The sequence below is a fragment of the Croceibacterium mercuriale genome, from assembly GCF_000802385.1.
In the GTDB taxonomy this organism is placed as follows: Bacteria; Pseudomonadota; Alphaproteobacteria; order Sphingomonadales; family Sphingomonadaceae; genus Croceibacterium; species Croceibacterium mercuriale.
This window is the reverse complement of sequence record NZ_JTDN01000001.1, coordinates 564,799-589,845: the sequence shown is the minus strand read 5'-3', so window position 1 is coordinate 589,845 and position 25,047 is coordinate 564,799. Positions and strand designations below refer to the sequence as shown.

Here is a 25,047-nt window from a genome sequence, read left to right as displayed (position 1 = left end):
AAGCCGGATGCCCGCGCCGGTTGCGTTACCCGGCGGGCTGTCCCTAGAAGCAGGTGACCGCAACAGGAGACACCCTATCACCGGAAGCTTGTTCCGCCGTAAGCACATCACCCCCGATCACGGCGGGCAGCAGCCCCTCGCCCGCTCGCTCGGCTGGCCGCATCTGATGGCATTGGGTGTGGGTGCGATAGTCGGAACAGGCATCCTGACGCTGATCGGCGTAGGGGCGGACAAGGCCGGGCCGGCCGTGATCCTGGCCTTTGCCGTGGCGGGCGTGATCTGCGCCTGCGCTGCCCTTGCCTATGCCGAAATGGCGACGATGATTCCGGCATCGGGCAGCGCCTATACCTACACCTATGTGGTAATCGGCGAAGTCTTGGCGTGGGTCGTGGGGTGGAGCCTGATCCTGGAATATTCTCTCGTCGTCTCGGCGGTTGCGGTCGGCTGGTCGGGCTATGCCGCGCCGTTGCTGCGGGATGGCGTCGGCGTGCCGATGGCGCTGATGCAGGGGCCGGAACTGGGCGGGATCATCAACCTGCCGGCGGTCGGCATCATCGGCGTCGTCGCGGCCCTGCTGCTGCGCGGCACGCGGGAGAGCGCGACGGTCAATGCCGTGCTGGTGCTGGTCAAGATCGCTGCGCTGATCGTGTTCGTGATCGTGGCCATGCCGGCGGTCGACACCGCCAACATGGTGCCGTTCAGCCCGTTCGGCTTTGGCAAGACCATGGGGCCGGATGGCGTGGAACGTGGCGTCATGGCTGCGGCGGCGATCATCTTCTTCGCCTTCTACGGCTTCGATGCCATTGCCACCGCGGCGGAGGAGGCGAAGAACCCGGCTCGCGACCTGAAGATCGGCATCGTCGGCTCCATGCTGATCTGTGTGGTGATCTATGTGGCCGTCGGGGCCGCGGCAGTGGGCGCCGTATCCTACACCCGCTTCGCCAACAGTCCCGAACCGCTGGCCCTGATCCTGCGCGAGCTTGGCAGCCCGCTGGCCGCGCAATACCTGGCCGCATCTGCGATGATCGCGCTGCCAACCGTCATCCTCGCCTTCTTCTACGGACAGAGCCGGATCTTCTTCACCATGGCGCGTGACGGCATGTTGCCGGCCAGTCTGGCGCGCGTCTCCGCCCGTGGCACGCCAGTACGGATCACCCTGTTCACGGCCGCGATCGTTGCCGTGCTTGCGGGCCTGGTCCCGCTGGGCGAGTTGGCCGCCCTTGCCAATGCCGGCACGCTGGCGGCGTTCACCGCCGTGTCCGCCTGCATGCTGATCATGCGGCGTCGCGCACCCGACGCCCCGCGCACCTTCACCACGCCGCTGCCCTGGCTGGTCGGTCCGGTCGCCATCGGGGGCTGCGCCTACCTGTTCTTCAGTCTGCCCACACAGACCCAGGTCTGGTTCGGCGTGTGGAACATTGTCGGGCTGGCAGTTTACTTCCTCTACAGCCGCAAACGCGCTGTCATCGCCTGATCCGGCACTGACGGTACTCTTCCCTGTTGAAGGTCGCGTCATCCGGCGTGCCTGCCTCGAGAACATGACAATGCATGACCGCATGATGGCCCCGCCCGAACGCCCCGGCGCATGATCCAGGCGGTCCAGGGTTTCCTCGAGGCGCACAGCGCGATCATCGGCCTGCTCATCCTGGCCGCGATGTTCGTGGAGTTCTTGCGCGAGCGGTTCCCGGTGCCGGTGGTCGCGCTGCTCGGCACCTGCGCGTTCCTGGTGACCGGCCTGTTGGATTCGCCCGGCTTCTTCGGCACGTTCAGCAACAGCGCGCCCATCGCGGTGGGCGCGATGCTGATCCTGTCTGGCGCGCTGATGCGGACGGGGGCGATCGAGGCCATCATCAACGTGATCGTCGCACGGGCCGAACGGCACCCGCGGCTGGCCGTGGTCGAGGTGTTCGCCGGCCTGCTGCTCGCCTCCCCCTTCCTGAACAACACGCCGGTCGTGGTGATCATGATCCCGATCATGTTCCGCCTGGCGCAGGCAACCGGCATTCCGGCCAAGCGCCTGCTGATGCCGATGTCGATCCTGGCGGTGCTGGGCGGCTGCCTGTCGCTGATCGGCACCTCCACCAACCTGATCGTCGACGGGATCGCGCGCAAGGAGGGCATGGCCCCCTTCGGCATCTTCGAGATCACGCCTTATGGCCTCGCCGGCGTCGCCGCCGGTATCGTGACGCTGCTGCTGCTGATCCGGTTGCTGCCGAGCGATCCGGTGTCGACCGAGACAGCGAGCGCCGGAGCGGACTATCTGACGGAACTGACACCACGGGCCGACAGCCAGCAGATTGACCGGCCGCTGACCAGCCTGCCGGTGTTCAAGGGCGGCGTGAAGCTGCTCGGGCTGAGGCGCGGGGCGGAAACCGTGCGAACCGGACTGGAGGAACGCCGCCTACGGCGCGGGGACCGGCTGGTGGTGCGGGCCAGTGCAGTGGAGCTGATGACGCTGCGTACCAGCCGCGACTTCGAGATCGGCCTGGGTGGTCCGACAAGTCCCTCCGCGGATGTGGGCGCCGCGGTGGAGACGATGATCTCGCCCTCGCATCCTTCTATTGGCCGACGCCTGGGCGACATTCCGTTCCTCAGCCGCGTGGGTGTGCGGGTGCTCGGCGTGTCACGCCACAACCACCTGCCCGGCCCCGATCTGGGCAATGCGCGGATCCGTGCGGCCGATCGCCTGCTGGTGACAGGAGAGCCGCGCCAGATCCAGCAACTGCGGGAGAACCGCAACCTGCTGGGCGTCGACCTGACCCTCACCCGTCCGTTCCGGCGGGCCAAGGCCCCCGTGGCCATCGGCGCACTGGCTGCGACCGTCGCTGTGGCGGCGTTCGACCTCGTGCCCATTTCCATCGCGGCGGTGGTGGCGATCGGGGTCATCCTAGCCACCCGCTGCATCGATGCGGAAGAAGCGTGGTCCTCCATTGACGGCAATGTCCTGATCCTGATCATCGCCATGCTGGCGGTGGGCACGGGGCTGGAGCAGGCTGGCAGCGTGGCGCTGATGGTGTCATGGTTCACGCCGTTGCTGGGCCATGCGTCCCCCACCCTGCTGGTCTTCCTGATCTATTTCGTCACGCTGCTGCTGTCCGAATTGCTGAGCAACAATGCGGTGGCGGCGATCGTCACGCCGGTGGTGATCCAGCTGGCCATCGACCTGGGCATCGATCCCCGGCCGCTGATCATCGCGGTAATGATCGGTGCGTCGGCCTGCTTCGCGACGCCGATCGGCTATCAGACGAATGCGCTGGTCTACACGGCCGGCGAGTACCGATTCGCGGATTTCGTGCGCATCGGCGTACCGACGAACATCATCGTTGGCGTGGCGGTCTGCCTTTCGATCGTCGCCCTGGGCTGAACAGGATCGTCCGCCCGCACGGTGCCGGTCGCATCGCGCGCATTGTCAGCCGCCCCGGCCTGCTTTAGCGCACACTGCACCACATCATGCCAAGCATCGTTCCCGATCCCGTCGCCGCGCTGCCGTGGAGAGTGCTCTTCACGCTGACCGGCATCAGCCTGTTCGGCACTGCCGTGCTGTATTCCGCGGCCGGTGGCGCGATGCAGCCGTGGGCCGCGCCGCACCTGCTCCAGTTCGTGGTCTTCCTGACGCTGGCAATGGGCATCAGGATGATCAGCGTGGACATGATCCAGCGGCTGGCCCTGCCCGCCTATGGCGCGTGCCTGCTGTTGCTGATCTTCGTGGAGGTGCTCGGCCAGGTCGGTGGTGGCAGCCAGCGCTGGCTCAGCCTGGGCCCGCTCACGCTGCAGCCTTCGGAGCTGATGAAGCTGACCATCATCATGGCGCTCGCCCGCTATTACGAGATGCTGCCCCCCGGGGTGGTGGCGGAGTGGCGCTCGCTATGGCCGCCGGCATGCCTGATGGGGGCGCCTGCGCTGCTCGTACTGATTCAGCCGGACCTCGACACGGCTCTTATCCTGATTGTCGGCGGCGCGGTCGTGATGTTCCTGGCGGGCACCCCGACACGGGTCTTCGGCTGGGCGGCCGCCGCCGGCGCGCTGGTGTCCCTGCCGGCTTATTTCTTCGTGCTGAAGCCATATCAGCAGCGCCGCCTGCTGAGCTTCATCGATCCGGAAAGCGATCCGCTGGGCGCCGGGTACCACGTCATCCAGTCGAAGATCGCGATCGGCTCCGGCGGGTTCTTCGGCAAAGGCTTCCTCAACGGCACCCAGGGTCGGTTGAGCTACCTGCCGGAACATCATACCGACCTGGTGTTCGCCACCATGTTCGAGGAGTGGGGCCTGATCGGCGGGCTCGCCCTGCTGGCGGTGTACATGTACCTGTTCATCTGGGGCTACAAGACCGCCCTCGGCGCCAAGACCCGCTTCGGCAAGCTGATGGCCGCGGGCCTCACCACGACCATCTTCTTCTACGTGGCGATGAACATGCTGACGGCCACCGCGATCACCCCGGTCATGGGCGTGCCCCTCCCACTCGTCAGCCATGGGGGGTCGGCGATGATGACCATCATGATCGCATTCGGCCTGATCATGGCCGTCGAACGCGAAGGCGCACGCAGCCGCAGCAAGTCGCGCGCCGGATTGCTCGCCTAGGGGCACAGGCGGGCTGTTTTATCGCGCCGTCTGGGGCATTAGGCCCAGATGTTCATGATTCTCCTCGTCTCGCTGGTCGGCGCGCTGCTCATGCCGCTGTTCGCGCGGATGATCGGCCGGGGTGCGGGGCTCGTCATCGCGCTGCTGCCGCTGGGGCTGCTGGTGGCCTTCATCGAACTGGCCGAACTGGTGGAGCGTGGCTGGGTGCTGGGCCAGGGGCGGCGGTGGGCGCCTTCGCTCGGGCTTGACCTGACGCTGCGGCTGGATGGTTTTTCGTTCCTGTTCTGCCTGCTGATCACCGGCATCGGCGCGCTCGTCATCATCTATGCGGGCGCGTACCTGACGGACAAGTCGCGGGTGGAGCGCAGCCGCTTCTTCCTGCTGATCCTGCTGTTCATGACCGCCATGCTCGGCACGGTACTGGCGGAGAACCTTCTCGTCCTGCTGATCTTCTGGGAGGCGACCAGCATCATCTCCTTCCTGCTGATCGGCTTCGACAGCCGCAGCGCACGGTCCCGCCGGGCCGCGCTGATGGCATTGCAGGTGACGGCGTTCGGCGGGCTGATGCTGCTCGCCGGGGTACTGATGATCGGGCATGTGCTGGGCACCTATTCCATGGCCGTGGCGATCGACCGGGCCGACGCGCTGGCGGCCAGCCCGTTCGGCGGACCGATCGTGGCCTGCATCCTGATCGCCGCCTTTACCAAGTCGGCCCAGTTCCCGTTCCATTTCTGGCTGCCCAACGCCATGCAGGCGCCCACCCCGGCCTCCGCCTACCTGCATTCGGCGACGATGGTGAAGCTGGGCATCTACCTGCTCGCCCGGTTCGAACCGGTGTTCGCCGCGACCAGCTGGGGCCGGGCCACCGTCATCACGATCGCCTGCATCACCATGCTGGTGGCCGCGGCGCAGGCGTTGCGGGCGGAAAGCTTCAAGAGCGCGCTGGCCTATTCCACCATCGCCTCGCTGGGCATCCTGACGCTGCTCGTGGGACTGGACGGGCCGGCCGCCACGGTTGCCATGGTCGGATTCCTGCTGTCGCACGCCCTGTACAAGGCGGCGCTGTTCTTCTGTGCGGGGTCGGTGCTGCACGCCACCGGCATGCAGCGGCTGCGACCCAAGAGCGGGCTGGCGCGCGTGCTGCCGCTGACCGCCGTGGCCAGCGTCGGCGCCAGCCTGTCGATGGCCGGCATTCCACCCTTCCTAGGCTTCATATCCAAGGAATTCCTGTTCGAGGCGCAGCTGGAAAGCAGCTGGGAAATCGCACCGCTGGCCGCCGCGGTGATCGTCAATGCGGTGATGGTCGGTGTGGCGGGCGTGGTCACGCTGCGGCCGTTCTTCCTGGGGCGCGGCGAAGGCAGTGGGGAACGGCCCATTGTGCGACATGGGGAAAGCTTCTCGCTGGTGGTGCCGCCGCTCATGCTCGCGCTGGCCGGGCTGATCATCAGCCTGGAGCCGGACTGGATTACCCGCGCCGTGCTGCGGCCGGCGGTGGCGGCGGTCTACCGCGCGCCGGTGAATGTCGACATCGCCGTGTGGCATGGCCTCACGCCGATGCTGCTGCTCAGCGCCGTCGTCGTCACCATCGGTGCGTTGATCGTGCGCTTCTGGCATCCGATCCACGTGCGGCTGCGCACGATGGACCGGTTCGACACGCTGGCGGTGGAACGCTTGTGGGAAGAGACCCTGCGTGGCCTCGTCCGCGGCTCGACCGCGCTGACGGAGGTGCTGCAGCACGGTGACCTGCGGCGGTATTTGTTGCTGGTGGCCATCGGCATTGCAGGCCTCGGCGCATGGTCGGTCGGTAATCTGGGCCTGTTCCCGCGCTTGCCGACGGACGATCCGCTCAGGATCGCGCCGGCCATGGTGGCCCTCGTCGGCCTGGCCGGTGCACTCGCCGCGACCAGGGCCGCCAGCCTGCTCGGCGCGATGATCGCCACTGGGCTGACCGGCTTCGCCACCGCGCTGACCTTCATGATGAACGGCGCGCCGGATCTGGCGTTGACACAGTTCGCGGTCGAGGTCCTGCTGGTCGTGCTGCTGACCGCCCTGCTGCTGGCCGTGCCGCTGGCCACCGCGCCGACCCGCACGCCGCTGATGCGGCGGACCGATGCGGTGGTCGCCTGCGGCATCGGTGCGCTGCTGTTCTGCGGCATCGTCGACATGGCGGCCAATCCGCAGGCATCCCCTGCCAGCGACTTCTACGGCCGCGCATCCTATCTCGCGGCAAAGGGGCACAATGTGGTGAATGTGATCCTGGTCGATTTCCGCGCCTTCGACACACTGGGGGAAACGACCGTCATCGCCATCGCCGCCGTGCTCGCCCGGTCGCTGCTGATGACCCGTGGCGGCGATGTTCCGGCCGGTCGGTCGCAACCGGTGCACTTCTCCTTCCTCATGTCGGGCCGGGCGCTCAGCTGGCTGCTGTTCGCGGCCTCGCTCGTGATCCTGTGGCGCGGCCACGACCAGCCCGGCGGCGGGTTCGTCGGCGGCTTGGTGGCGGCACTGGCCTTTGCGTTGCTGGCGCTGGCCTATGGCGTCGACTGGGCGCAGCGCGCGCTGCGCGTGAACCCGCTCACCCTGGTTGGAACCGGCATGCTGCTCGCGCTGGTCAGCGGCCTGCCGGGCGTTGCCGCCGGCCGGCCATATCTGAGCCATCTGTGGTGGGAACCTGGCGGATGGCTGCCCAAGCTCGGCACGACGATGATCTTCGATCTCGGCGTCTATCTGGTGGTGCTCGGCGCCGTGCTCACCTTCCTGTTCGGCCTGCAGCGGGAGGCGGCGCGATGACGGCCCTGTATGCATTCGTCGGCGCGGCGATCGTCGCCTGTGCCCTGTTCATGATCCTGTCGCGCAATCTGGTGCGGGTGCTGCTTGGCCTCTCGCTGCTGGCGACGGGCGCCAACCTGCTGCTGTCGCTGGTGGGAAATGTCCGCAGCGAGCAGCCACCGATCATCGCGGATGGCCAGCAGACCCTCGGCACCGCGGCAGACCCGCTGGCGCAGGCGCTGGTGCTGACCGCAATCGTCATCGGCTTCGCGCTCACCGTGGTGCTGGCCGTGCTGGTACTGCGCGCCTGGCGGGCGGAGCACACGGTCGATTCCCGGCAGGTCGATTCCGCCGAAGCCCTCGGTCCCCCTCAGGAGCGGGATCCGACCAATGTCTGATGCCCTGCTGGTCTTGACGCCGGTGGCGGTGCCGTTCGTCGGCGCGGTGCTGGCCCTTCTCCTGCGCGAACGTGTCGCCGCGGCGCGCGGCGTGGGCATGATCGCGCTGGTGACGCTGGCGGTGCTGTCGCTGGCGCTGTTCCGGCGGACGGCCGGCGGCGCGCGGCTGGTGGGCAGCGTGTTCGGCGGTTGGCCGCAACCGTTCGGCATCGGCTTCAGCGCCAGCCTGCCGGGTGCGGCGCTGGTGCTGGTGACCGCGCTGGTGGCGCTGGCCTGCGCCATCTACGCGCTCAGCGATATCGGGCCGCGCCGCCGCCGGGCGGGCTACGACGCGCTGATGCTGGCGATGATCGGCGCGGTCAACGGTGCCTTCCTGACGGACGACCTGTTCAATCTGTATGTCTGGTTCGAACTGGCGCTGATCTCCGCCCTGGGGCTGCTGACGCTGGACCGGCGCCGGACGCAGATCGACGGGGCCATCCGCTATGCCGCGTTCGGCATGCTGGCGGCGACCTTCATCCTGCTCGGCATCGGCATGATCTACGGCATCACCGGCACGCTGGACATCACCCGGGCCGCGGCCGCCCTCGCCGCCGGGTCACCCAGCGTCGGCTCTGCCGTGGCGGCAGCGCTGCTGCTGGGCGGCTTCGCGCTGAAGGCCGGGCTGTTCCCGTTCCACCTGTGGCTCCCCGCATCGTACCACACCGCGCCGGTCACCGTGGCGGCGCTGTTCGCCGGGCTGCTGACCAAGATGGGCTTCTATGCCCTGCTGCTGGTCTTCGCCGGGCTGTTCGGCGTCGGCTCCGGCGGTGTTGCCGCCGCACAGCTGGTGCCGGCACTTGGCCTGATCGCTGGGGCGACCATGGTGGTTTGCGCCGCCGGGGCGCTGGCGCAGACCGACATGCGCCGGCTGCTGGCCTACCATGTGATCGCGCAGGTCGGCTACATGATGGCCGCGCTGGCGCTATCGACGCGTGAGGGACTGGCTGCTGCGATCTTCTACATGGTCCATTCGATCATCGTGCAGGCCAACCTGTTCCTGGGCGCAGGGCTGATCCGTCGGGCCAGCGGCAGCTGGGACCTGACCCGCACAGGTGGCATGGTGCGGCAGGAGCCGTTGTTTGCCGTGCTGTTCGCGGTCCCGGTGCTGTCCCTGGCCGGCATTCCTCCGCTGTCAGGCTTCTTCGCCAAGCTGATCGTGATCCGTGAAAGCTTCGATGCCGGCATGGCCTGGCTCGGCGCGGTCGGGCTGCTCGCCGGGTTGATGACGATCGTGTCCATGGCGCTGTTCTGGTCCGACGCCTGCTGGAAGGATCCGCGCAGCGGCCGGACCCAGCGGCGCCTGCCGGGCAGCGCACTGCTCGCGATGGCGATGCTGTCGGCCGCGACGGTGGCGATCGGCCTGGCACCTGGCTGGTTGTGGACCGTGGCGCAGCTGTCGGCCAAGGCGCTGGGGGATCTCGGATGAAGCTGCTGCGCCGCATTCGGGCCGCGCTGATGCTGCTGGCGGTGTTCCTGTGGGACCTCGTCGTCGCCTCGCTGGGCGTGGCCCGCATCGTCCTTTCACCGCGCATCGACACCGCGCCTGCGATCATCGTCGTCCCGGTCGAGCTGGAGCAGCCCTGGGCTGTCGCTCTAGCCGCGTATTTCGCGTCGCTGACGCCCGGGTCGACCTGCCTGCACGTGTCGGACGACCGCCACCTGCTGTATGTTCACGTGCTGCATACGGCTGATGCGGCAGCCTGGACCGCGCGGTTCAAGCGGCACTTCGTCCGCTGGATCAGGGAGCTCGAAGCATGACGGGGCCAGACAGTTTTCAGGCGATCCTGGGCATCATGCTGGCGATCGCACTGATCCTGGCGGGCTGGCGCATGGTGCGTGGTCCCAGCTTCGCCGACCGGTTCGTGGCGCTGGACATGCTGACGGCGGTGGCTGTCGGTTTCGCCGCGCTGACGGCACTGAGCACCGGGCGCGGTGCCTTCCTGGACATCGCTCTGGGCGTCGCGCTGATCAACTTCATTGCCACGGCCGCCTTCGCAGTCTTCCTGGAACGCAAGCGGAAGGGACCGTGAGCATGCTCGCCATGATATTGCAGGGCCTGGGTGCGGCCTTCCTGCTGATCGCGGCAATCGGCGTGATCCGCCTGCCCGATCCGCTGCAGCGCATGCACAGCGCGACCAAGGCTGGCACGCTGGGCACCACCTTGCTGCTGCTGGGCGTGATGGCTTCGGGCGAACTGGATCGCAGCGGATCCGGCTGGCTGCCGATCCTGTTCCTTCTCGTGACCCTGCCGCTCGGCGCGCAACTGCTTGCGCGCGGCAGCTACCTGTCGGGCACCAGGCTGGAAGGGCTGGAAGACGACCCGCTCGCCGAGGAGCTTGGCCGTCCGCGCAACGCTACAGAACAGGGCACCGGCATCGACCTGCCCTGACAAAGGGCGACGGGCGCTGCAGGCGCGAGGGCTTCGGCGTCGTCAGCCTTCGCCCGGTCCTTCCACGCCGTAGAACATTTCGCCCATGCGGATCTCCTCGCGACCCTGGCTCACCCGGTGCGCGTTCGTGTCCCGCAGTGAATAGACACAGCCACAATATTCCTGCTGGTAGAACTGCTCGCGCTTGCTGATCTCGATCATGCGGGCGGCACCGCCGCCCTTGCGCCAGTTGAACGTCCAGTAGGTGATGCCGGGATAATGGGCCGCTGCGCGTTCGCCGCAGCCGTTGATCTGCGTCATGTTCTTCCAGCGCGAGATGCCGAGCGACGACGTGATCACGGGGAAGCCGTTCTCGTGCGCATACAAGGCCGTGCGTTCGAAGCGCATGTCGAAGCACATCGTGCAGCGTGCGCCGCGCTCCGGCTCCATCTCCATGCCCCGCGCCCGCTTGAACCAGTTGGCCGTGTCGTAATCGGCGTCGATGAACGGGATCCCATGCTTCTCGGCGAAGCGGATATTCTCCTCCTTGCGGAGGATGTACTCTTCCTTGGGGTGGATGTTCGGGTTGTAGAAGAAGATCGCATAATCGATGCCGCTCGCGGTCATCGCCTCCATCACCTCGCCCGAGCATGGGGCGCAGCAGGAATGCAGCAGAACCCTGCCCTGCGCCTCTGGCGGGATCAGGACGGGGCGGTCGATCGGGGTCGTGACAGGCTGATCGGTCATGCGCGCGCCCATACAGGATGTGGGCGGCCGATGCGAGAGGCTGTGCCTCAGTCGTCCGCGGCGGCTTCCTGCCCCTTGCGCGTCAGTACGGCCGCCATCAGCAGCGGCGCAGGGCCGGTGCCCACCAGCAGCGCCTCGTACATGATCAGCCCGTCATCCTGCAGCGCAACCGCCGCCGCCAGGAAGTCGTCCGTCGTGATACCGTTACCCAGCGTCCGCGCGCTCAGGTCGACGCTGTCGGGCCAGTCACGGCGCAGGTGCTGCAGGATGGCGGTGCGCGCCGCACCGCCGCTGTCCTGTCGATCGCCGTCCATCCGCCGCAGCCCCGCTCACCAGATCAGGCATCATCCGGCCCCGTCGCTCCACCTGATGAACACAGCTGGTAAACAGACGGTAAAGACCGGATCGTTGCCATGGCGATCATGGCGCAGCCGCGAAGAAACGCAAAGGGCCGCAGCCAGACGAAATGTCCGGCCGCGGCCCCGTTGATGTCCCGAAGCGGGAAATCAGCTAGATGCGATCAATCCTCGCGCAGGAAGGCAGGCAGGTGGTCGGGGTCACCGCCACCATTGTTGCCGCCATTGCCGCCGTCTTCGCTACGGCCGCGACCTTCCGGGCGCGGACCGCGATTGCGGTCGCCCCCGCCGCTGCGGGGACCCCGACGGTCGCCACCGCGTGCGCCACGGTCGCCGCCGCGGTCACCACCACGATCACCGCCGCGATCGCCACCACGGTCACCACTGCGCGGCTCGCGCGCTTCACGTGGCGGACGGGTGTCTTCCAGCGGTTCGCCGGTTTCCTGGTCGACGACGCGCATCGACAGGCGGACCTTGCCGCGGCTGTCGATTTCCAGCACCTTGACCTTCACTTCCTGGCCTTCGGTGACGACGTCGGTCGGCTTCTCGACCCGCTCGTTCTTCATCTCGGACACATGGACCAGACCGTCCTTGCCGCCCATGAAGTTCACGAACGCGCCGAAATCGACGATGTTAACGACCTTGCCGGTGTAGATCGCGCCGACTTCGGCCTCTTCCACGATGCCGGAAATCCACTTCTTGGCCGCCTCGATCTGGGCGATGTCGGAAGAGGAAATCTTGATCACGCCTTCGTCGTCGATGTCGACCTTGGCGCCGGTCTCGGCCACGATCTCGCGGATCACCTTGCCGCCGGTGCCGATGACGTCACGGATCTTCGACTTGTCGATCTGCATCGTCTCGATGCGCGGGGCATGGGCGGACAGTTCGGTGCGGGCGGTGCCCAGCGCCTTGGTCATCTCGCCCAGGATGTGCGCCCGGCCGGCCTTCGCCTGCTCCAGCGCCTTGGTCATGATCTCCTGCGTGATGCCGGCGATCTTGATGTCCATCTGCAGGCTGGTGATGCCCGCTTCCGTACCAGCGACCTTGAAGTCCATGTCGCCCAGGTGATCCTCGTCACCCAAGATGTCGGACAGGACGGCGAAGTCCTTGCCTTCCAGGATCAGGCCCATCGCGATGCCGGAGACCGGCCGCGTGATCGGGACGCCGGCATCCATCATGGACAGACAGCCACCGCACACCGTCGCCATGCTGGACGAACCGTTGGACTCGGTGATGTCGGACAGGACGCGGATCGTGTAGGGGAAGTCTTCCTTGGCCGGCAGCACCGGGTGCAGCGCCCGCCATGCCAGCTTGCCATGGCCAACCTCGCGGCGGCCCGGCGCGCCGAACCGGCCGACCTCACCCACCGAGTAGGGCGGGAAGTTGTAGTGCAGCATGAAGGACTGGTACGACAGGCCTTCCAGCCCGTCGATCATCTGCTCGGCGTCCTTGGTGCCCAGCGTGGTGGTGCAGATCGCCTGCGTCTCGCCACGGGTGAACAGGCTGGAACCGTGCGTACGCGGCAGGAAGCCGACCATCGCCTCGATCGGGCGGACCTGGTCGACCGTGCGACCGTCGATCCGCTTGCCGTCCTTCAGGATGGCCTTGCGCACGATATCGCTTTCCAGCTTCTTGACCAGCTTCAGCTTGCCCAGATACTCGGCCGGGTTCGCGCCCTCGATGCTCTCGAAGTGGGTGCGGGCCTTGGCACGCGCCACGTTGATGGCGTTCTGGCGCTCCTGCTTGTTGGTCAGGGCGTAAGCCTTGGCCAGATCCTTGCCGATCAGCTTGTCGAGCTCCTTCAGGGTGGCGGACTTGTCCTCCACCGGGGTCAGCTCCCAAGGCTCCTTGGCGGCCTGCTCGGCCAGGTCGATGATCGCGTCGATGACCTTGCGGCACTCTTCGTGCGCGAACAGGATGCCGCCCAGCATCTCTTCTTCGGTCAGTTCCTTGGCTTCGGACTCGACCATCATCACCGCTTCGTGCGTGGCGGCGACGATCAGGTCCAGCCGGCCGTCAGCCAGCGCCGCGTCCTGCTTCGGGTTCAGCGTGTATTCGCCGTCCTTGAAGCCGACGCGCGCGGCGCCGATCGGGCCCATGAAGGGCACGCCGGAAATGGTCAGCGCAGCCGACGCGGCGATCATCGCCACGACATCGGCCTCGGTCTCGCCATCATAGGATAGGACCTGCGCGATCACGTTGATCTCGTTGTAGAACCCTTCGGGGAACAGCGGGCGGATCGGACGGTCGATCAGGCGGCTGGTCAGCGTTTCCTTCTCGGTCGCGCCACGCTCCCGCTTGAAGAAGCCGCCCGGAATGCGGCCGGCGGCGGAGAACTTCTCCTGGTAGTGGACGGTCAGGGGGAAGAAATCCTGCCCTTCCTTCACGGTGCGTGCGGCGGTGACGGCGCACAGCACCACGGTCTCGCCATAGGTCGCCAGAACGGCGCCATCAGCCTGGCGCGCAATGCGCCCGGTTTCGAGGGTGAGGGTCTTGCCGCCCCACTCCAGCGATACGGTCTTGGTGTCGAACATGTGTGTTCCTCGTACCCGCCGGCCCTATTGCACAGGCGGGGTTTGCTGCCGGGTATGCCGTCCCGGTCCGGTGTGGAGCCTTGATCTTTGGCTCCGGACCAACAGCGCCGGATTGCGCTGGTCTATGGTCTTGTCTGCAGGCCCGGCATCGTTGCACGGGCTTCATTGCATCCATGCGAAAAGGGCGGCCGATCGGCCGCCCTTCCCGAAATTGCTTACTTGCGCAGGCCCAGCTTCTGGATCAGCCCGTTATACCGCTCGACATCCTTCTTCTTCAGATAGGCGAGCAGGCTGCGGCGCTTGTTGACCATGGTTAGCAGGCCGCGGCGGGAATGGTTGTCCTTGTGGTGGTCCTTGAAGTGCTCGGTCAGGTTGCGGATCCGCGTGGTCAGGATTGCGACCTGCACTTCGGGGGACCCGGTGTCGCCCTGCTGACGGGCGTTGTCCGTGATGACTTCCTGCTTCTTCTCGGGGGTAACCGACATTCTGTTTGCTCCGCGGTATCGTTAAAGATTGAACCCCCGGACGACCGTGATCGTCCCGCCGGCGCTCTCCATCAACGCGACCGGTACACCGGCCAGCGTCGCAAGATGGAGCCCGTCTGCTTGGGGCTGCCCGGACAAGACCCGGCCCTGGCGGACCGCCTGCGCGTCTTCCGGTGTGAGGTTCAGGGCCGGGATACCGTCCAGCCCCGCCTCCAGCGGCAGGAGGTGGTCTTCAAGCGGGGCACCATTCCCGATTTCTTCCAGCATGTCCAGCGAAATCGCCTGATCCTGCACGAACGGGCCGGCCTGGGTGCGGCGCAGGAAGGTCACATGCCCCACCGTATCCAGCGCGTGCGCGATGTCGCGCGCCAGGCTGCGGATGTAGGTCCCCTTGCTGACATTTGCCAGCAAGGTGGCGTGATCGGGACCGCTTTCCAGCAGGTCGAGCGCGTGGATGGTCACGCTGCGCGTCGCCAGCACGACCTCCTCGCCGGCACGCGCCAGATCGTAGGCGCGGCGGCCATCCACCTTCAGCGCCGAGTAGGCCGGCGGCACCTGTTCGATCGGCCCGGTGAAGCGCGGCAACATGGCCTGGACCTCTGCCGCGGACGGGCGATGATCGCTGCTGGCGACCACCTCTCCCTCGGTATCGAGCGTGCTCGTCTGCTCGCCGAAGGTGACGGTGAAGGCGTAGGTCTTGCTGGCATCCAGCATCCGCCCGGCCAGCTTGGTCGCCTCGCCGAGCGCGATCGGCAGCACACCTTCGGCCAGCGGGTCCAGCGTGCCGCCATGGCCCACCTTCACCTTGCCGTACCCGGCGGCGCGCAGCACGCGCTTCACCGCACCCACCGCCGGGGTGGAGCCGAGCCCACGCGGCTTGTCGAGGATCAGCCAGCCATGCGGCATCCTCAGACGCCCGCCACGAAGCCGGCCAGCGCCATGTAGCGGCCCTCCAGCCACTCGACCGGCGGGGCGACGAGGTTCTCCACGATGCCGGCGCCGGGGAACAGGTACGGCACCGCCACCAGCAGCACGAACAGCAGCGGGAAACCCAGCGGGCGGAACCGGTCGTACACCCGTGCCGCACGCCGGGGCAGCAGCCCTTCCACGATATGCGACCCGTCAAAAGGCGGGATCGGCAGCAGGTTGAACAGCGCCAGGAAGATGTTCACCAGGATGAACAGTTGCAGCGTCACCACAAAATAGGCGAACACGCCGCCGGACGGTGCCGCGGCGAAACGGGCCAGCAGCCCCAGCAGGATCGCGCCAAGCGCCGCGAGCACCAGGTTCGTCAGCGGGCCGGCCGCGGCCACCGCCATCATGCCCGTGCGCGGATCGCGCAGTCGCCTGGCATCGACCGGTACCGGCTTCGCCCAGCCGAACACCGGCATCCCCGCCAGCGCCAGTGCGCCCGGCACCAGCAGCGTGCCGACCGGATCGACATGGCGGATCGGGTTCAGGGTCAGCCGGCGCTGTTCGCGCGCCGTGGGATCCCCCAGCAGCAGCGCGGCCCAGCCATGCGCCACCTCGTGAAACACGATGGCGATGATCAATGCCGGGATCATCGCCAGGGCCAGCAGGAATGTATCTGTCATGGGGCTCACCTAGGCGCGCGGGCGTCCGGGCGATAGAGGTCCAGCGCGTCCGCGAAATGGCGGCGGCATAGCGCTACATAGCGTTCGTTGCCGCCGATCTGCGTCTGGTCGCCCTGCTGCACCGCGCCGCCCTCGTCGCTCAGCCGCAGGTTCATGGTCGCCTTGCGGCCGCAATGGCACACGGCCTTCAGCTCCACCAAGCTGTCGGCCAGTCCCAGCAGGGCCGCCGATCCGGGGAACAGCGCACCCTTGAAGTCCGTACGCAGGCCATAGCACAGCACCGGAATGTTGGCCGCATCCGCCACCCGGGCGCACTGCCACACCTGTTCGTGTGTCAGGAACTGCGCCTCGTCCACCAGCACGCAGGCGAGCGGCGTCGCCGCATGGCAGGCCGTGACCGCAGCCCACAGGTCGGTCTCGGGCGCGAACAGATGCGCATCGGCAGACAGGCCGATCCGGCTGGCGATGGGCGCCACGGCGCGCGTGTCGATCGCGGCGGTCCAGCGCATGGTCTCCATGCCGCGTTCGCGATAGTTGAAGTCCGCCTGCAACAGGTTGGTCGACTTGCCCGCATTCATGCTGGCATAATAGAAATACAGCTTGGCCACGTGGCATCCTGCCGCGCTGAGCGGTCAGTCCTTGTCCAGGTCGCGCGTGACGCGCGGGTCGGACAGCAGCTGGTCGATACGGCCAGCCTCCTCGAAGCTTTCGTCGGCCAGGAAGCTCAGCTTAGGCGCGAACTTCAGGCCCAGGCGCTGTGCCACCTCGCGCTGCAGATAGGCGGTGTTGCGGCGCAGGGCCGTCAGCACTTCGGCCTCGTCCCCGCCCAGCAGCGGCTTTACATAGGCCTTCGCCTGCCGCAGGTCGGGCGTCAGCCGCACCTCCGTGACGGAGACGGTGTGGGCCGACAGGGTATCATCATGCACGCTCTGCCGGGTCAGCAGCTCGGACAGGATATGACGCACGCGCTCGCCCACCTTCAGCAGGCGGATCGACTGGTCTTCGTTCGTATGCGGCTGGCGGGCCAATGGTTCGCTTCCGTTTCATAGCTTGCGGCAGGATGACTGGTGACCGGATCGGGCGACAATCTGCGACCCGATGTGACGGACACGGCGCCGGGTCCGGCCGTAGATAGGGCACAGGTTCTCGAAAGGAAATGCGCCATGAACAAAGTGATCGCCACCCTGCTCGCCGCCGCGCTGGTCGTCCCGTTCGCTGCGGAGGCGCAACCGGTCCAGCGACATGACCGGGCGGAACAGGCACGCTACAACCAGCACGATCGCGGCGACCGGCACGACCGCCGCCCCCAGGCGACATCCCCGCGGCAGCAGCACCAGATCCATCGCTTCGCCCGTGGCGATCGCTTCGACCGCAACCGTGCCGCCAACTACCGTCGGCTCGATCACCGCCAGGTCCGCCGGCTGAGCGCACCCGGGCGCAACCAGATGTGGGTCCGTTCGGGCAACGATGCCCTGCTGGTGTCGTTGAGGAACAACACGGTCCAGCGGATCGTGCCGAACATCTTCTGACACGAATGCGATGGCCGGCATGCCCGCGGAGCGGACGTGCCGGCCAGTCTTGCGCAAGTACCTTCCAGCGACTGCCGTCAGGAAGCGCCGCTTACAGCGTGCGTTCCTGCTCGGTCACCTCGAACACTTCCAGCTGGTCGCCCGCCCGGATGTCGTTCGTGTCGGCCAGCACCACGCCGCATTCCATGCCGGCGCGGACTTCGTCCACGTCGTCCTTGAAGCGACGGAGCGAGGCAATGGTGGTCGCGCTGACAATCACGTCGTTGCGGGTGAGACGGGCATGCAGACCCTTGCGGATCGCGCCTTCCTCCACCAGCAGGCCGGCGGCCTTGTCGCGCTTGCCGGCAGGGAAGACCTGCTTGACCTGCGCACGACCGACCACGTTCTCGATCCGCAGAGGCCCGAGCTCGCCCGCCATCTCCTTGGCGATCTCCTGCGTCAGGTGGTAGATGACGTCGTAATACATCATCCGCACCTTGTCCCGCTGGATCAGCTGCCGCGCATTGGCATTGGGACGCACGTTGAAGCCGATCACCGGCGCCTTGGACGCCGCTGCCAGCACCACGTCGCTCTCGGTGATCGCACCCACGCCAGACTGCAGGACGCGAACCTTGATCTCGTCGTTCGACAGATTGTGCAGCGCATTGACGATCGCCTCGACGGAGCCCTGCACGTCGGCCTTCACCACCAGCGGGAACTCGATGACGGCGCTGTTCAGCCCCGCGAACATCGTGTCCAGGTTGGCGGGGGCCATTGCCGTGCGCTTCTCCGTCGCCTGCTCGCGGCGGTATTCCGCCACTTCGCGGGCCCGCTGCTCGTTCTCTACGACGGTCAGCACGTCACCGGCCTGCGGCACACCGCCGAGGCCCAGCACCTCCACCGGCATGGACGGACCGGCTTCCTTGATCTGCTTGCCCTTGTCGTCGACCAGGGCGCGCACGCGGCCGCTCTGCGTACCGACCACGAAGGTGTCACCACGCTTCAGCGTACCACGATTGACCAGCACGGTAGCCACCGGGCCGCGACCCTTGTCCAGCTGCGCCTCGATCACGGTCGCTTCCGCCTCACGGTCGGGCCGTGCTCGCAGCTCCAGCAGTTCGGCCTGCAGGCCGATCGCCTCGATCAGCTTGTCCAGGCCGGCGCCGGTCTTGGCGGAGACTTCCACGTCCTGCACATCGCCGCTCATCTGCTCGACCACGACCTCGTGCTCAAGCAGGCGCTCACGGATCCGCTGCGGGTTCGCCTCCGGCCGGTCGATCTTGTTGATCGCCACGATCATCGGCACGCCGGCCGCCTTGGTGTGATTGATGGCTTCGATCGTCTGCGGCATGATGCCGTCATCCGCCGCCACCACCAGCACCACGATGTCCGTCACGTTCGCGCCGCGCATCCGCATCTGCGTGAACGCCTCGTGCCCCGGCGTATCCAGGAAGGTGATCTTCTGCTTGTCCTTCGTGACGATCTGGTAGGCGCCGATATGCTGCGTGATGCCGCCGGCCTCCCCCTTCACCACGTTGGCGCCGCGCAGCGCATCCATCAGGCTGGTCTTGCCGTGATCGACATGGCCCATGATGGTGACCACCGGCGGACGTTCGCGCAGCGTTTCTTCGGGATCGGCCTCGACCGTCTGGCTGATGTCGATGTCCGCCGCCGAGACCCGGACCATGTTGTGGCCGAATTCCTCGACCAGCAGCTCCGCCGTGTCCTGGTCGATCGTCTGGTTGACGGTCACCGGCATGTCCATGTTGAACAGCGCCTTCACCAGGTCGGCGCCCTTCTCGGCCATGCGGTTGGCCAGTTCCTGCACCGTGATCGCCTCGGGCACGATCACATCGCGTACCTGCTTCTCGCGCGGCTTGGACGACCCGCCATGCTGCGAACGACGCTCCTTCTCCCGCGCGCGCTTCAGCGCGGCGAGCGAACGGGCGCGGGCACCCTCGTCATCGTTCAGCGCACGGTTTACGGTCAGCTTGCCACCGCGCCGCTTGTCGCGGTCGGCTGCGCTGCCGCGCTCCGGCGCGCCGCGTTCCACGACCGTACGTCCGGGTGCAGCCGCCGTGGCGCCCGATCCCGTGACCTTGCCGCGCTCGGCCCGCTGCGCAGGTTCCGCCTTCGCATCCGCACCACGCGCTGCCGTCGCCTCGGTCGGCGCAGGCCGGCGTGGCTCCGGCCGGGGCACGGGCGAAAAACGCCGCGGGGCCGGCGTAACGACAGGCGCTTCTTCCGCCTGCGGCTCGGGTGCCGGAGCAGCCGTCGCAGCAGCAGCATCAGGCGCTTCGGCCGGTGTTGCAGCAGCGCCTTCGTCTGGCGCGGGAGCCGGAGCGGCCTCGACAGGCGCCGGGGTGGCGATCTCCGCAGCCGGCACCGGTGCTTCCGCTGCCGGCTTCACCTCTTGGGGCTGGCTCGGCGTGACGGGTTCGACCTGGGCCTCCCGTGACGCGGCCTCGGCGCGGCGGTTCTCCTCGGCACGCACACGCTCGGCTTCGGCGACGCGCTGGCGTGCCTCTTCCTCGCGTCGGCTGACATCTTCCATGGCCGACAGGCGTGCTTCTTCCGCCTCGCGCAGCAGACGCTGCTGCATCTCGAGCCGGCTTTCGCCCGACGGGGCCGGTGCGGGACGTGCCGGGGCCGGCGCCGGCGCAGCGGGCCGCGGCTGGGCAACGACCTGAGCCGGAGCCGGAGCAGCCTCGGCCACTTCCGCCGCAGCAGGCTTGTCGCCCGGGCGGGTCAGCTTGCGGGAACGCTTCACCTCGACCGTCACCTTGTTGGTCCGGCCGTGGCTGAAGGTCTGCTTGACCTCGCCCGCATCGACCGAACGCTTCAGCCCGAGGGGCTTGCGGGTGCTGGTCGTGGTGGTGTCGTTATCGCTCATTGGTGGTCAACAATCCTTCAAATCAGCTCGTCGGGTCCGGCCTGCGCCGCCCGTGCCGGTGACGCGCTCACGCGGTCCGGTCCATCTTCGTTCGCCTCGATCAGCTGCGCGTCGTCGGCGGGGACGCCCAGGAAGTTCAGCAGGCGTTGCAGCGGGACGGTGACCCGCTGCGCAGACCCGGGATCGGTCAGCGCCAGATGGACGACATTGTCGCGGCCCAATGCCACAGACAGGGTCGCCCGGTCCAGTGGCAGACGCTGCCCCGCCAGTCCGGTGCCTTCCGCCTCGTTGCCGACACGCCAAGCCTGATCAAGCTTGCGGGCCCCGTCGCTACGGGCATCCGCGGCGTGGAACAATGCCGCCACCGTTCCGTCACGCGCGGCGCGGGCAATGCGGTCTGATCCCAAGATAAGACGTCCGGCGCGAAATTCGAGTCCCAGCCGTTCCGTCAATGCACGGGTCAGGCCCGCCTGCGCCAGTTCGGGCAGGTCCTCGGGAATCGCGAGTGCGCCGGTGCGCAGCGCCCGGGCCAGCGCACCCTTCAGCTTGCCATTGACCAGCGCCGTTGCCAGCGTGTCGCGATCCACCCCGATCCAGGCACCGCGACCCGGCGCCCGCGCCAGCGGATCGGGCAGCACGACATGCTGCCCGTCCGGCCCGGTCGGCCCCATCGCCAGACGCAGCATCGCGTCCCGCCCGGCATTGCTGCCGGACAGGATGCAACGCCGCTCCGGCGCGTCATCGCTGTCGTGGTCGACTAACGGTTCATTGCGAGGATTCCGCACCGGCGGCCTCCTGCGCTGCGGGTGCGTCATCTTCGTCGGCGAACCAGTGGGCGCGCGCGGCCATGATGATCTCGTTCCCTTGTTCCTCGGTCAGGCCGAACTCGCCCAGCACGCCGCCCTTGTCGGTTTCGCGCTGCGGACGCCGCGGCGGCGGACCGGCTTGCGGCTTGTCGGTGTTGCGCCGACGCGGCCCTTCGCGGCGGCGGGCGATCAGCTCGTCCGTTGCCAGGTCGGCCAGGTCGTCCAGCGTCTTGATGCCGGCCTTGCCCAGCACCACCAGCATCTGTTCGGACAGGTGCGGCAGCTCGGCCAGCGCATCCTCGACTTCCAGCGCCTGCCGTTCCTCGCGGAAACCGGCCTCCTGGCGCTGCAGCGCTTCCTGCGCGCGGTTCTGCAGTTCCTCGGCCAGGTCGTTGTCGAACCCTTCGATGCCGGCGAGCTCGCTCAGCTCGACATAGGCGACCTCTTCCAGTTCCGCGAAGCCCTCGGCCACCAGCAACTGGCTCAGCGTCTCGTCGACATCCAGCTCTTCCTCGAACATCTTGGAGCGGCTGGAGAATTCCTTCTGCCGCTTCTCGGAGGCTTCTTCCTCCGTCATGATGTCGATCTGGCTCTCGGTCAGCTGGCTGGCCAAGCGGACGTTCTGCCCGCGACGGCCGATCGCCAGCGAAAGCTGGTCGTCAGGCACCACGACCTCGATCCGGCCCTCGTCCTCGTCCAGCACCACGCGGCTGACGGTGGCGGGCTGCAGCGCGTTCACCACGAAGGTCGCGGTATCCTCGCTCCAGGGGATGATGTCGATCTTCTCGCCCTGCAGTTCCTGCACCACTGCCTGCACGCGGCTGCCCTTCATGCCGACGCAGGCGCCGACAGGATCGATGGAGCTGTCGCGGCTGATCACGCCGATCTTGGCGCGGCTGCCCGGATCACGGGCGGCGGCCTTGATCTCGATGATGCCATCGTAGATTTCGGGCACTTCCTGCGCGAACAGCTTCTTCATGAATTCGGGGTGCGCACGGGACAGGAAGATCTGCGGCCCGCGATTGTTGCGCTCCACCTTCATCACCCAGGCGCGGACCCGCTCGCCCACGCGGGTCGCCTCGCGCGGGATCTGCTGGTCGCGGCGGATGATGCCTTCCGCGCGGCCCAGGTTCACGATGACATTGCCGAACTCGACCGACTTGATGACGCCGGTGATGACTTCGCCCGCGCGGTCCTTGAACTCTTCGAACTGGCGCTCCCGCTCCGCATCACGGACCTTCTGGAAGATCACCTGCTTGGCGCTCTGGGCGTCGATGCGGCCCAGATCGACCGGCGGCAGCGGATCGACGATGAAGTCGCCCAGGGCCGAACCCTTCTGCAGCTTTTCAGCCTGTTCCAGGTTCACCTGCTTGAAGTAGTCTTCGACCTCCTCGACCACCTCGACCACGCGCCAGAGGCGCAGGTCGCCGGTCAGCGGATCGAGCTTGGCGCGGATGTCGTTCTCCGCACCGTAGCGCGCCCGCGCGGCCTTCTGGATCGCCTCTTCCATCGCCTCGATGACGATGGAACGGTCGATCATCTTCTCGGACGCGACGGAATTCGCGATCGCGAGCAGTTCGGCCTTGTTGGCGGAAATCGGACTGGCCATCAGTCGTCTGCCTTCTCTTCTTCAGGAATGTCTTGGGGAACTTCCAGGATTTCGTCGGCGCCGCTCATGTCGAGCGGGCGGGTGGCGGCGATCAGCTCGTTCGTCAGGACCAGCTTCGCCGAGTGGACCTGCGCCAGCGGCACGTCCAGCCGGCCAACCTTGCGATCCTCGAACGCGATCACATCGTCGGTGATGCCCAGCAGCTTGCCGCGCAGCTTGCGATGCTCGCCCAGCGGTTCGACCAGGGAGACATTCGCCTCGTGCCCGGCCCATTGCGCCCAGTCCTTCACGCGGGTCAGCGGACGGTCGATGCCGGGGCTGCTGACTTCCAGGTGGTAGGCGCCGGGGATCAGCTCCTCGCCTTCCGCCTCGATCGTGTCGATCGCGTCGGATACGCGGCGCGACAGGGCCATGCACTGTTCCACGATCAGCTGCCCGGTGGCGGGATCTTCCGCCATGACCTGCAGCGTGCGCTCCTCGCCCGTGCCCGTCAGCTTGACCCGCACGAGGTCAAAGCCGAGCGCGTTGGCTTCGGGCTCGATCACTTGGGTCAGGCGGGCAGTATCGGCCATGGGCGTGCAGTCATGCTCCAGTTGCGGCCAATGGCCGATCGTGCCGGCCCCTTCCGGCGCCAGCCCCACAATGTCGCGACAATGTTGGGATGCCGGCCATGTATGCGGAGTCGCCCGTAATAGCAAGCAGGAAGCCGATTGCCGCTCTTGCGCATTGTACGGGCACCATGCTGGTGTTCCTCGACTTCGAAGCATCCTCCCTCTCCGACCATTCCTACCCGATCGAGGTCGGCTGGGTGTGGGAGGATGGCACGGGGGAGGCGCACCTGATCCGCCCTGCCCCGCGCTGGACCGACTGGGACATGAAGGCACAGGCGATCCATGGCGTCTCGCGGGCCGAACTGGAGGAGCATGGCACGGATCACCGGGAGGTGGCCCGTCGCATGGTCGAGGTGCTGGCCGGGCACGATCTGTGCGCCAGCGCCCCGTCATGGGATGGCAAGTGGATGAGCGCGCTGCTGCGCGCCGCCGACCTGCCGCGCCATACGCTGCGCCTGCGCGACAGCGACGACGTGATCGCCGAGGCAGCCCGCACCATCCTGCAACCGCGCTACCCGGCCGGACAGCTGGAGACGGCGCTGGAGACGATCCTGACGCTGGACGATCTGCGCGAACGCCCGCCGGCGCACCGCGCGCTGGAGGATGCGCGAGGAGAATGGCGCAAGTGGCAGCGGGTCATCGCGCGGGCCACGGAAATGGCCGGGCCGCAGGCAGACACGAACTGATCCGGACATTTAACCGTGGGAACATTGACCAAGCCGGTTATTCGCTCAGCGCGTGCTTCCGGATGCAATGGCGTAGCTGGTCGTAGGTCAGGCCCAGCGACTTGGCCGTCTGTCGCTGGTTCCAGCGGTTGCGGCCGAGATGATGCTCCAGGATCGCGCGCTCATGCGCTTCCACCGCAGCCCGCAGATCGGCGATCGTTTCGAAATCGGCGGGCTTCGGAGCCGTGGGGGTCGCGGGGCCGGACGCCGGACCGTCTTGCACACGCGGCAGCGGGGTCGGCTTCCAAGGGCTGTCGAACGGGTCGAACTGGGCGTGGCCGATGGGCTGGTTCCATTCGTCCCAGCGGTAGACGGCGCGTTCCACCACGTTGCGCAATTCGCGCACGTTGCCGGGCCAGGCGTAGTCCTCCATCTGCCGGCTGACATGCGGCGCGAAGCCCGGCCAGTCGCGCCAGCCCAGTTCGGCCGCCATCCGTCGCCCGAAATAGTCCGCCAGCACTTCGATATCGCCTTCGCGCACACGCAACGGCGGCAGGGTGATGACCTCGAAGCTCAGCCGGTCCAGCAGGTCGGGCCGGAACCGCCCTTCTTCTGCAGCGCGCGGCAGATCCTCGTTGGTGGCGGCAACGATCCGCACGTCCACCCGCACAGGCCGGCTGGCGCCGATCCGCGTGATCTCGCCATATTCCACCGCGCGAAGCAGCCGCTCCTGCGCACCCATCGACAGGGTCCCCAGCTCGTCCAGGAACAGTGTGCCGCGATCTGCCTCCTCGAAGCGTCCGACCCGCGCCTTGGTCGCGCCGGTGAAGGCGCCCGCCTCGTGCCCGAACAGCTCCGCCTCGATCAGCGTTTCCGGCAGCGCGGCGCAGTTCATGGTGACCAGCGGCTGGTCCCACCGGTCGGACAGACGATGCAGCCGCTCCGCGATCAGCTCCTTGCCAGTGCCGCGTTCGCCGATCACCAGCACCGGCCGACGCAAGGGCGCTGCCCGGCTGGCCCGCTCCACCGAGTCCAGAAATGCGCCGGACTGGCCGATGAACTGGTTTTCCCGCTCCATCCCCA

24 protein-coding genes are annotated in these 25,047 nt (G+C 67.4%); 11 read left to right on the top strand and 13 right to left on the bottom strand.

The window, feature by feature from the left end; genetic code table 11:
- Window positions 1–76 precede the first annotated feature (76 nt).
- From PK98_RS02675 to mnhG, 9 genes are all read left to right on the top strand, one after another.
- A complete protein-coding gene (locus PK98_RS02675; protein ID WP_039096149.1) occupies window positions 77–1,474 on the top strand; it encodes an amino acid permease in 1,398 nt (465 codons plus the stop codon).
- A 114-nt stretch (window positions 1,475–1,588) separates the two neighbouring features.
- On the top strand, window positions 1,589–3,364 hold the full coding sequence (locus tag PK98_RS02670; RefSeq protein WP_407637612.1) for an SLC13 family permease: 1,776 nt from the start codon (window positions 1,589–1,591) through the stop codon (window positions 3,362–3,364).
- A gap of 86 nt (window positions 3,365–3,450) precedes the next feature.
- The gene (rodA, locus tag PK98_RS02665; RefSeq protein ID WP_039094078.1) at window positions 3,451–4,578 is read left to right on the top strand and encodes a rod shape-determining protein RodA; all 1,128 of its coding nucleotides are present in this window, start codon (window positions 3,451–3,453) and stop codon (window positions 4,576–4,578) included.
- Between the two features lie 48 nt (window positions 4,579–4,626).
- Complete coding sequence (gene mbhE, locus PK98_RS02660) at window positions 4,627–7,368, top strand: hydrogen gas-evolving membrane-bound hydrogenase subunit E (RefSeq protein ID WP_039094076.1); 2,742 nt, start codon at window positions 4,627–4,629, stop codon at window positions 7,366–7,368.
- Window positions 7,365–7,745, top strand: a complete 381-nt coding sequence (locus tag PK98_RS02655) for a sodium:proton antiporter (RefSeq protein ID WP_039094074.1) — start codon at window positions 7,365–7,367, stop codon at window positions 7,743–7,745. The genes mbhE and PK98_RS02655 overlap by 4 nt, the downstream gene beginning before the upstream one ends.
- Window positions 7,738–9,213, top strand: coding sequence for a proton-conducting transporter transmembrane domain-containing protein (locus PK98_RS02650; RefSeq protein WP_052207946.1), 1,476 nt, complete (start codon window positions 7,738–7,740; stop codon window positions 9,211–9,213). Before PK98_RS02655 ends, PK98_RS02650 begins: the two co-directional genes overlap by 8 nt.
- Window positions 9,210–9,545, top strand: coding sequence for a Na+/H+ antiporter subunit E (locus tag PK98_RS02645; RefSeq protein WP_039094072.1), 336 nt, complete (start codon window positions 9,210–9,212; stop codon window positions 9,543–9,545). Before PK98_RS02650 ends, PK98_RS02645 begins: the two co-directional genes overlap by 4 nt.
- Window positions 9,542–9,817, top strand: coding sequence for a monovalent cation/H+ antiporter complex subunit F (locus tag PK98_RS02640; RefSeq protein ID WP_039094070.1), 276 nt, complete (start codon window positions 9,542–9,544; stop codon window positions 9,815–9,817). Before PK98_RS02645 ends, PK98_RS02640 begins: the two co-directional genes overlap by 4 nt.
- Before the next feature lie 2 nt (window positions 9,818–9,819).
- Entirely contained in the window at window positions 9,820–10,176 is a 357-nt protein-coding gene (mnhG, locus tag PK98_RS02635; protein ID WP_039094068.1) for a monovalent cation/H(+) antiporter subunit G, read from the top strand.
- A gap of 42 nt (window positions 10,177–10,218) precedes the next feature.
- Here the strand turns inward: mnhG and PK98_RS02630 are convergent, their stop codons facing one another.
- The 8 genes from PK98_RS02630 to rbfA all read right to left on the bottom strand — a co-directional run bounded on the left by PK98_RS02630 (window position 10,219) and on the right by rbfA (window position 16,900).
- On the bottom strand, window positions 10,219–10,902 hold the full coding sequence (locus PK98_RS02630) for an epoxyqueuosine reductase QueH (protein ID WP_039096147.1): 684 nt from the start codon (window positions 10,900–10,902) through the stop codon (window positions 10,219–10,221).
- A 47-nt stretch (window positions 10,903–10,949) separates the two neighbouring features.
- The gene (locus PK98_RS02625) at window positions 10,950–11,216 is read right to left on the bottom strand and encodes a hypothetical protein (RefSeq protein ID WP_052207944.1); all 267 of its coding nucleotides are present in this window, start codon (window positions 11,214–11,216) and stop codon (window positions 10,950–10,952) included.
- Between the two features lie 206 nt (window positions 11,217–11,422).
- On the bottom strand, window positions 11,423–13,792 hold the full coding sequence (gene pnp, locus PK98_RS02620; RefSeq protein ID WP_039094066.1) for a polyribonucleotide nucleotidyltransferase: 2,370 nt from the start codon (window positions 13,790–13,792) through the stop codon (window positions 11,423–11,425).
- Window positions 13,793–14,007: 215 nt separating this feature from the next.
- On the bottom strand, window positions 14,008–14,277 hold the full coding sequence (gene rpsO, locus PK98_RS02615) for a 30S ribosomal protein S15 (protein WP_039094064.1): 270 nt from the start codon (window positions 14,275–14,277) through the stop codon (window positions 14,008–14,010).
- A gap of 21 nt (window positions 14,278–14,298) precedes the next feature.
- Window positions 14,299–15,183 carry a tRNA pseudouridine(55) synthase TruB gene (truB, locus tag PK98_RS02610; RefSeq protein WP_039094062.1) on the bottom strand — a complete coding sequence of 295 codons (885 nt, stop codon included), beginning with the start codon at window positions 15,181–15,183 and terminating at the stop codon, window positions 14,299–14,301.
- Window positions 15,184–15,185: 2 nt separating this feature from the next.
- A complete protein-coding gene (locus PK98_RS02605; protein ID WP_039094060.1) occupies window positions 15,186–15,872 on the bottom strand; it encodes a site-2 protease family protein in 687 nt (228 codons plus the stop codon).
- 5 nt (window positions 15,873–15,877) lie between these two features.
- Window positions 15,878–16,480: a thymidine kinase gene (locus tag PK98_RS02600; RefSeq protein WP_039094058.1), complete on the bottom strand. Its 603-nt coding sequence runs from the start codon at window positions 16,478–16,480 to the stop codon at window positions 15,878–15,880.
- A 24-nt stretch (window positions 16,481–16,504) separates the two neighbouring features.
- The gene (gene rbfA, locus PK98_RS02595; protein ID WP_039094056.1) at window positions 16,505–16,900 is read right to left on the bottom strand and encodes a 30S ribosome-binding factor RbfA; all 396 of its coding nucleotides are present in this window, start codon (window positions 16,898–16,900) and stop codon (window positions 16,505–16,507) included.
- Between the two features lie 135 nt (window positions 16,901–17,035).
- Between rbfA and PK98_RS02590 the strand changes: the two genes are divergently transcribed.
- Window positions 17,036–17,401: an RcnB family protein gene (locus PK98_RS02590; protein WP_039094055.1), complete on the top strand. Its 366-nt coding sequence runs from the start codon at window positions 17,036–17,038 to the stop codon at window positions 17,399–17,401.
- Window positions 17,402–17,492: 91 nt separating this feature from the next.
- Here PK98_RS02590 and infB read toward each other — a convergent pair whose 3' ends face one another.
- The 4 genes from infB to rimP are packed head-to-tail and all read right to left on the bottom strand — an operon-like array spanning window position 17,493 to window position 23,260.
- Window positions 17,493–20,273, bottom strand: coding sequence for a translation initiation factor IF-2 (gene infB / locus PK98_RS02585; protein ID WP_039094053.1), 2,781 nt, complete (start codon window positions 20,271–20,273; stop codon window positions 17,493–17,495).
- A 17-nt stretch (window positions 20,274–20,290) separates the two neighbouring features.
- Window positions 20,291–21,058 (bottom strand): DUF448 domain-containing protein, encoded by a 768-nt coding sequence (locus tag PK98_RS02580; RefSeq protein ID WP_052207942.1) that lies wholly within the window; start codon window positions 21,056–21,058, stop codon window positions 20,291–20,293.
- Entirely contained in the window at window positions 21,039–22,688 is a 1,650-nt protein-coding gene (gene nusA, locus PK98_RS02575; RefSeq protein WP_039094051.1) for a transcription termination factor NusA, read from the bottom strand. Before nusA ends, PK98_RS02580 begins: the two co-directional genes overlap by 20 nt.
- Complete coding sequence (gene rimP / locus PK98_RS02570; protein WP_039096144.1) at window positions 22,688–23,260, bottom strand: ribosome maturation protein RimP; 573 nt, start codon at window positions 23,258–23,260, stop codon at window positions 22,688–22,690. The genes nusA and rimP overlap by 1 nt, the downstream gene beginning before the upstream one ends.
- 167 nt (window positions 23,261–23,427) lie before the next feature.
- On the opposite strand from rimP, the gene PK98_RS02565 reads away from it, so the two are divergent.
- A complete protein-coding gene (locus tag PK98_RS02565; RefSeq protein WP_039094049.1) occupies window positions 23,428–23,985 on the top strand; it encodes a 3'-5' exonuclease in 558 nt (185 codons plus the stop codon).
- Between the two features lie 37 nt (window positions 23,986–24,022).
- On the opposite strand, the gene pspF is transcribed toward PK98_RS02565, so the two are convergent.
- A complete protein-coding gene (gene pspF / locus PK98_RS02560) occupies window positions 24,023–25,042 on the bottom strand; it encodes a phage shock protein operon transcriptional activator (RefSeq protein ID WP_039094047.1) in 1,020 nt (339 codons plus the stop codon).
- Between the last annotated feature and the right edge of the window lie 5 nt (window positions 25,043–25,047).

Bases quoted from the DNA above. Each gene is read 5' to 3' on its own strand.
- rodA (WP_039094078.1), top strand. From the start codon at position 3,451: ATGCCAAGCATCGTTCCCGATCCCGTCGCCGCGCTGCCGTGGAGAGTG.
- mbhE (WP_039094076.1), top strand. From the start codon at position 4,627: ATGTTCATGATTCTCCTCGTCTCGCTGGTCGGCGCGCTGCTCATGCCG.
- PK98_RS02655 (WP_039094074.1), top strand. From the start codon at position 7,365: ATGACGGCCCTGTATGCATTCGTCGGCGCGGCGATCGTCGCCTGTGCC.
- PK98_RS02650 (WP_052207946.1), top strand. From the start codon at position 7,738: ATGTCTGATGCCCTGCTGGTCTTGACGCCGGTGGCGGTGCCGTTCGTC.
- PK98_RS02645 (WP_039094072.1), top strand. From the start codon at position 9,210: ATGAAGCTGCTGCGCCGCATTCGGGCCGCGCTGATGCTGCTGGCGGTG.
- PK98_RS02640 (WP_039094070.1), top strand. From the start codon at position 9,542: ATGACGGGGCCAGACAGTTTTCAGGCGATCCTGGGCATCATGCTGGCG.
- mnhG (WP_039094068.1), top strand. From the start codon at position 9,820: ATGCTCGCCATGATATTGCAGGGCCTGGGTGCGGCCTTCCTGCTGATC.
- PK98_RS02630 (WP_039096147.1), bottom strand. From the start codon at position 10,902: ATGACCGATCAGCCTGTCACGACCCCGATCGACCGCCCCGTCCTGATC.
- PK98_RS02625 (WP_052207944.1), bottom strand. From the start codon at position 11,216: ATGGACGGCGATCGACAGGACAGCGGCGGTGCGGCGCGCACCGCCATC.
- pnp (WP_039094066.1), bottom strand. From the start codon at position 13,792: ATGTTCGACACCAAGACCGTATCGCTGGAGTGGGGCGGCAAGACCCTC.
- rpsO (WP_039094064.1), bottom strand. From the start codon at position 14,277: ATGTCGGTTACCCCCGAGAAGAAGCAGGAAGTCATCACGGACAACGCC.
- truB (WP_039094062.1), bottom strand. From the start codon at position 15,183: ATGCCGCATGGCTGGCTGATCCTCGACAAGCCGCGTGGGCTCGGCTCC.
- PK98_RS02605 (WP_039094060.1), bottom strand. From the start codon at position 15,872: ATGACAGATACATTCCTGCTGGCCCTGGCGATGATCCCGGCATTGATC.
- PK98_RS02590 (WP_039094055.1), top strand. From the start codon at position 17,036: ATGAACAAAGTGATCGCCACCCTGCTCGCCGCCGCGCTGGTCGTCCCG.
- infB (WP_039094053.1), bottom strand. From the start codon at position 20,273: ATGAGCGATAACGACACCACCACGACCAGCACCCGCAAGCCCCTCGGG.
- nusA (WP_039094051.1), bottom strand. From the start codon at position 22,688: ATGGCCAGTCCGATTTCCGCCAACAAGGCCGAACTGCTCGCGATCGCG.
- rimP (WP_039096144.1), bottom strand. From the start codon at position 23,260: ATGGCCGATACTGCCCGCCTGACCCAAGTGATCGAGCCCGAAGCCAAC.
- PK98_RS02565 (WP_039094049.1), top strand. From the start codon at position 23,428: ATGCTGGTGTTCCTCGACTTCGAAGCATCCTCCCTCTCCGACCATTCC.
- pspF (WP_039094047.1), bottom strand. From the start codon at position 25,042: ATGGAGCGGGAAAACCAGTTCATCGGCCAGTCCGGCGCATTTCTGGAC.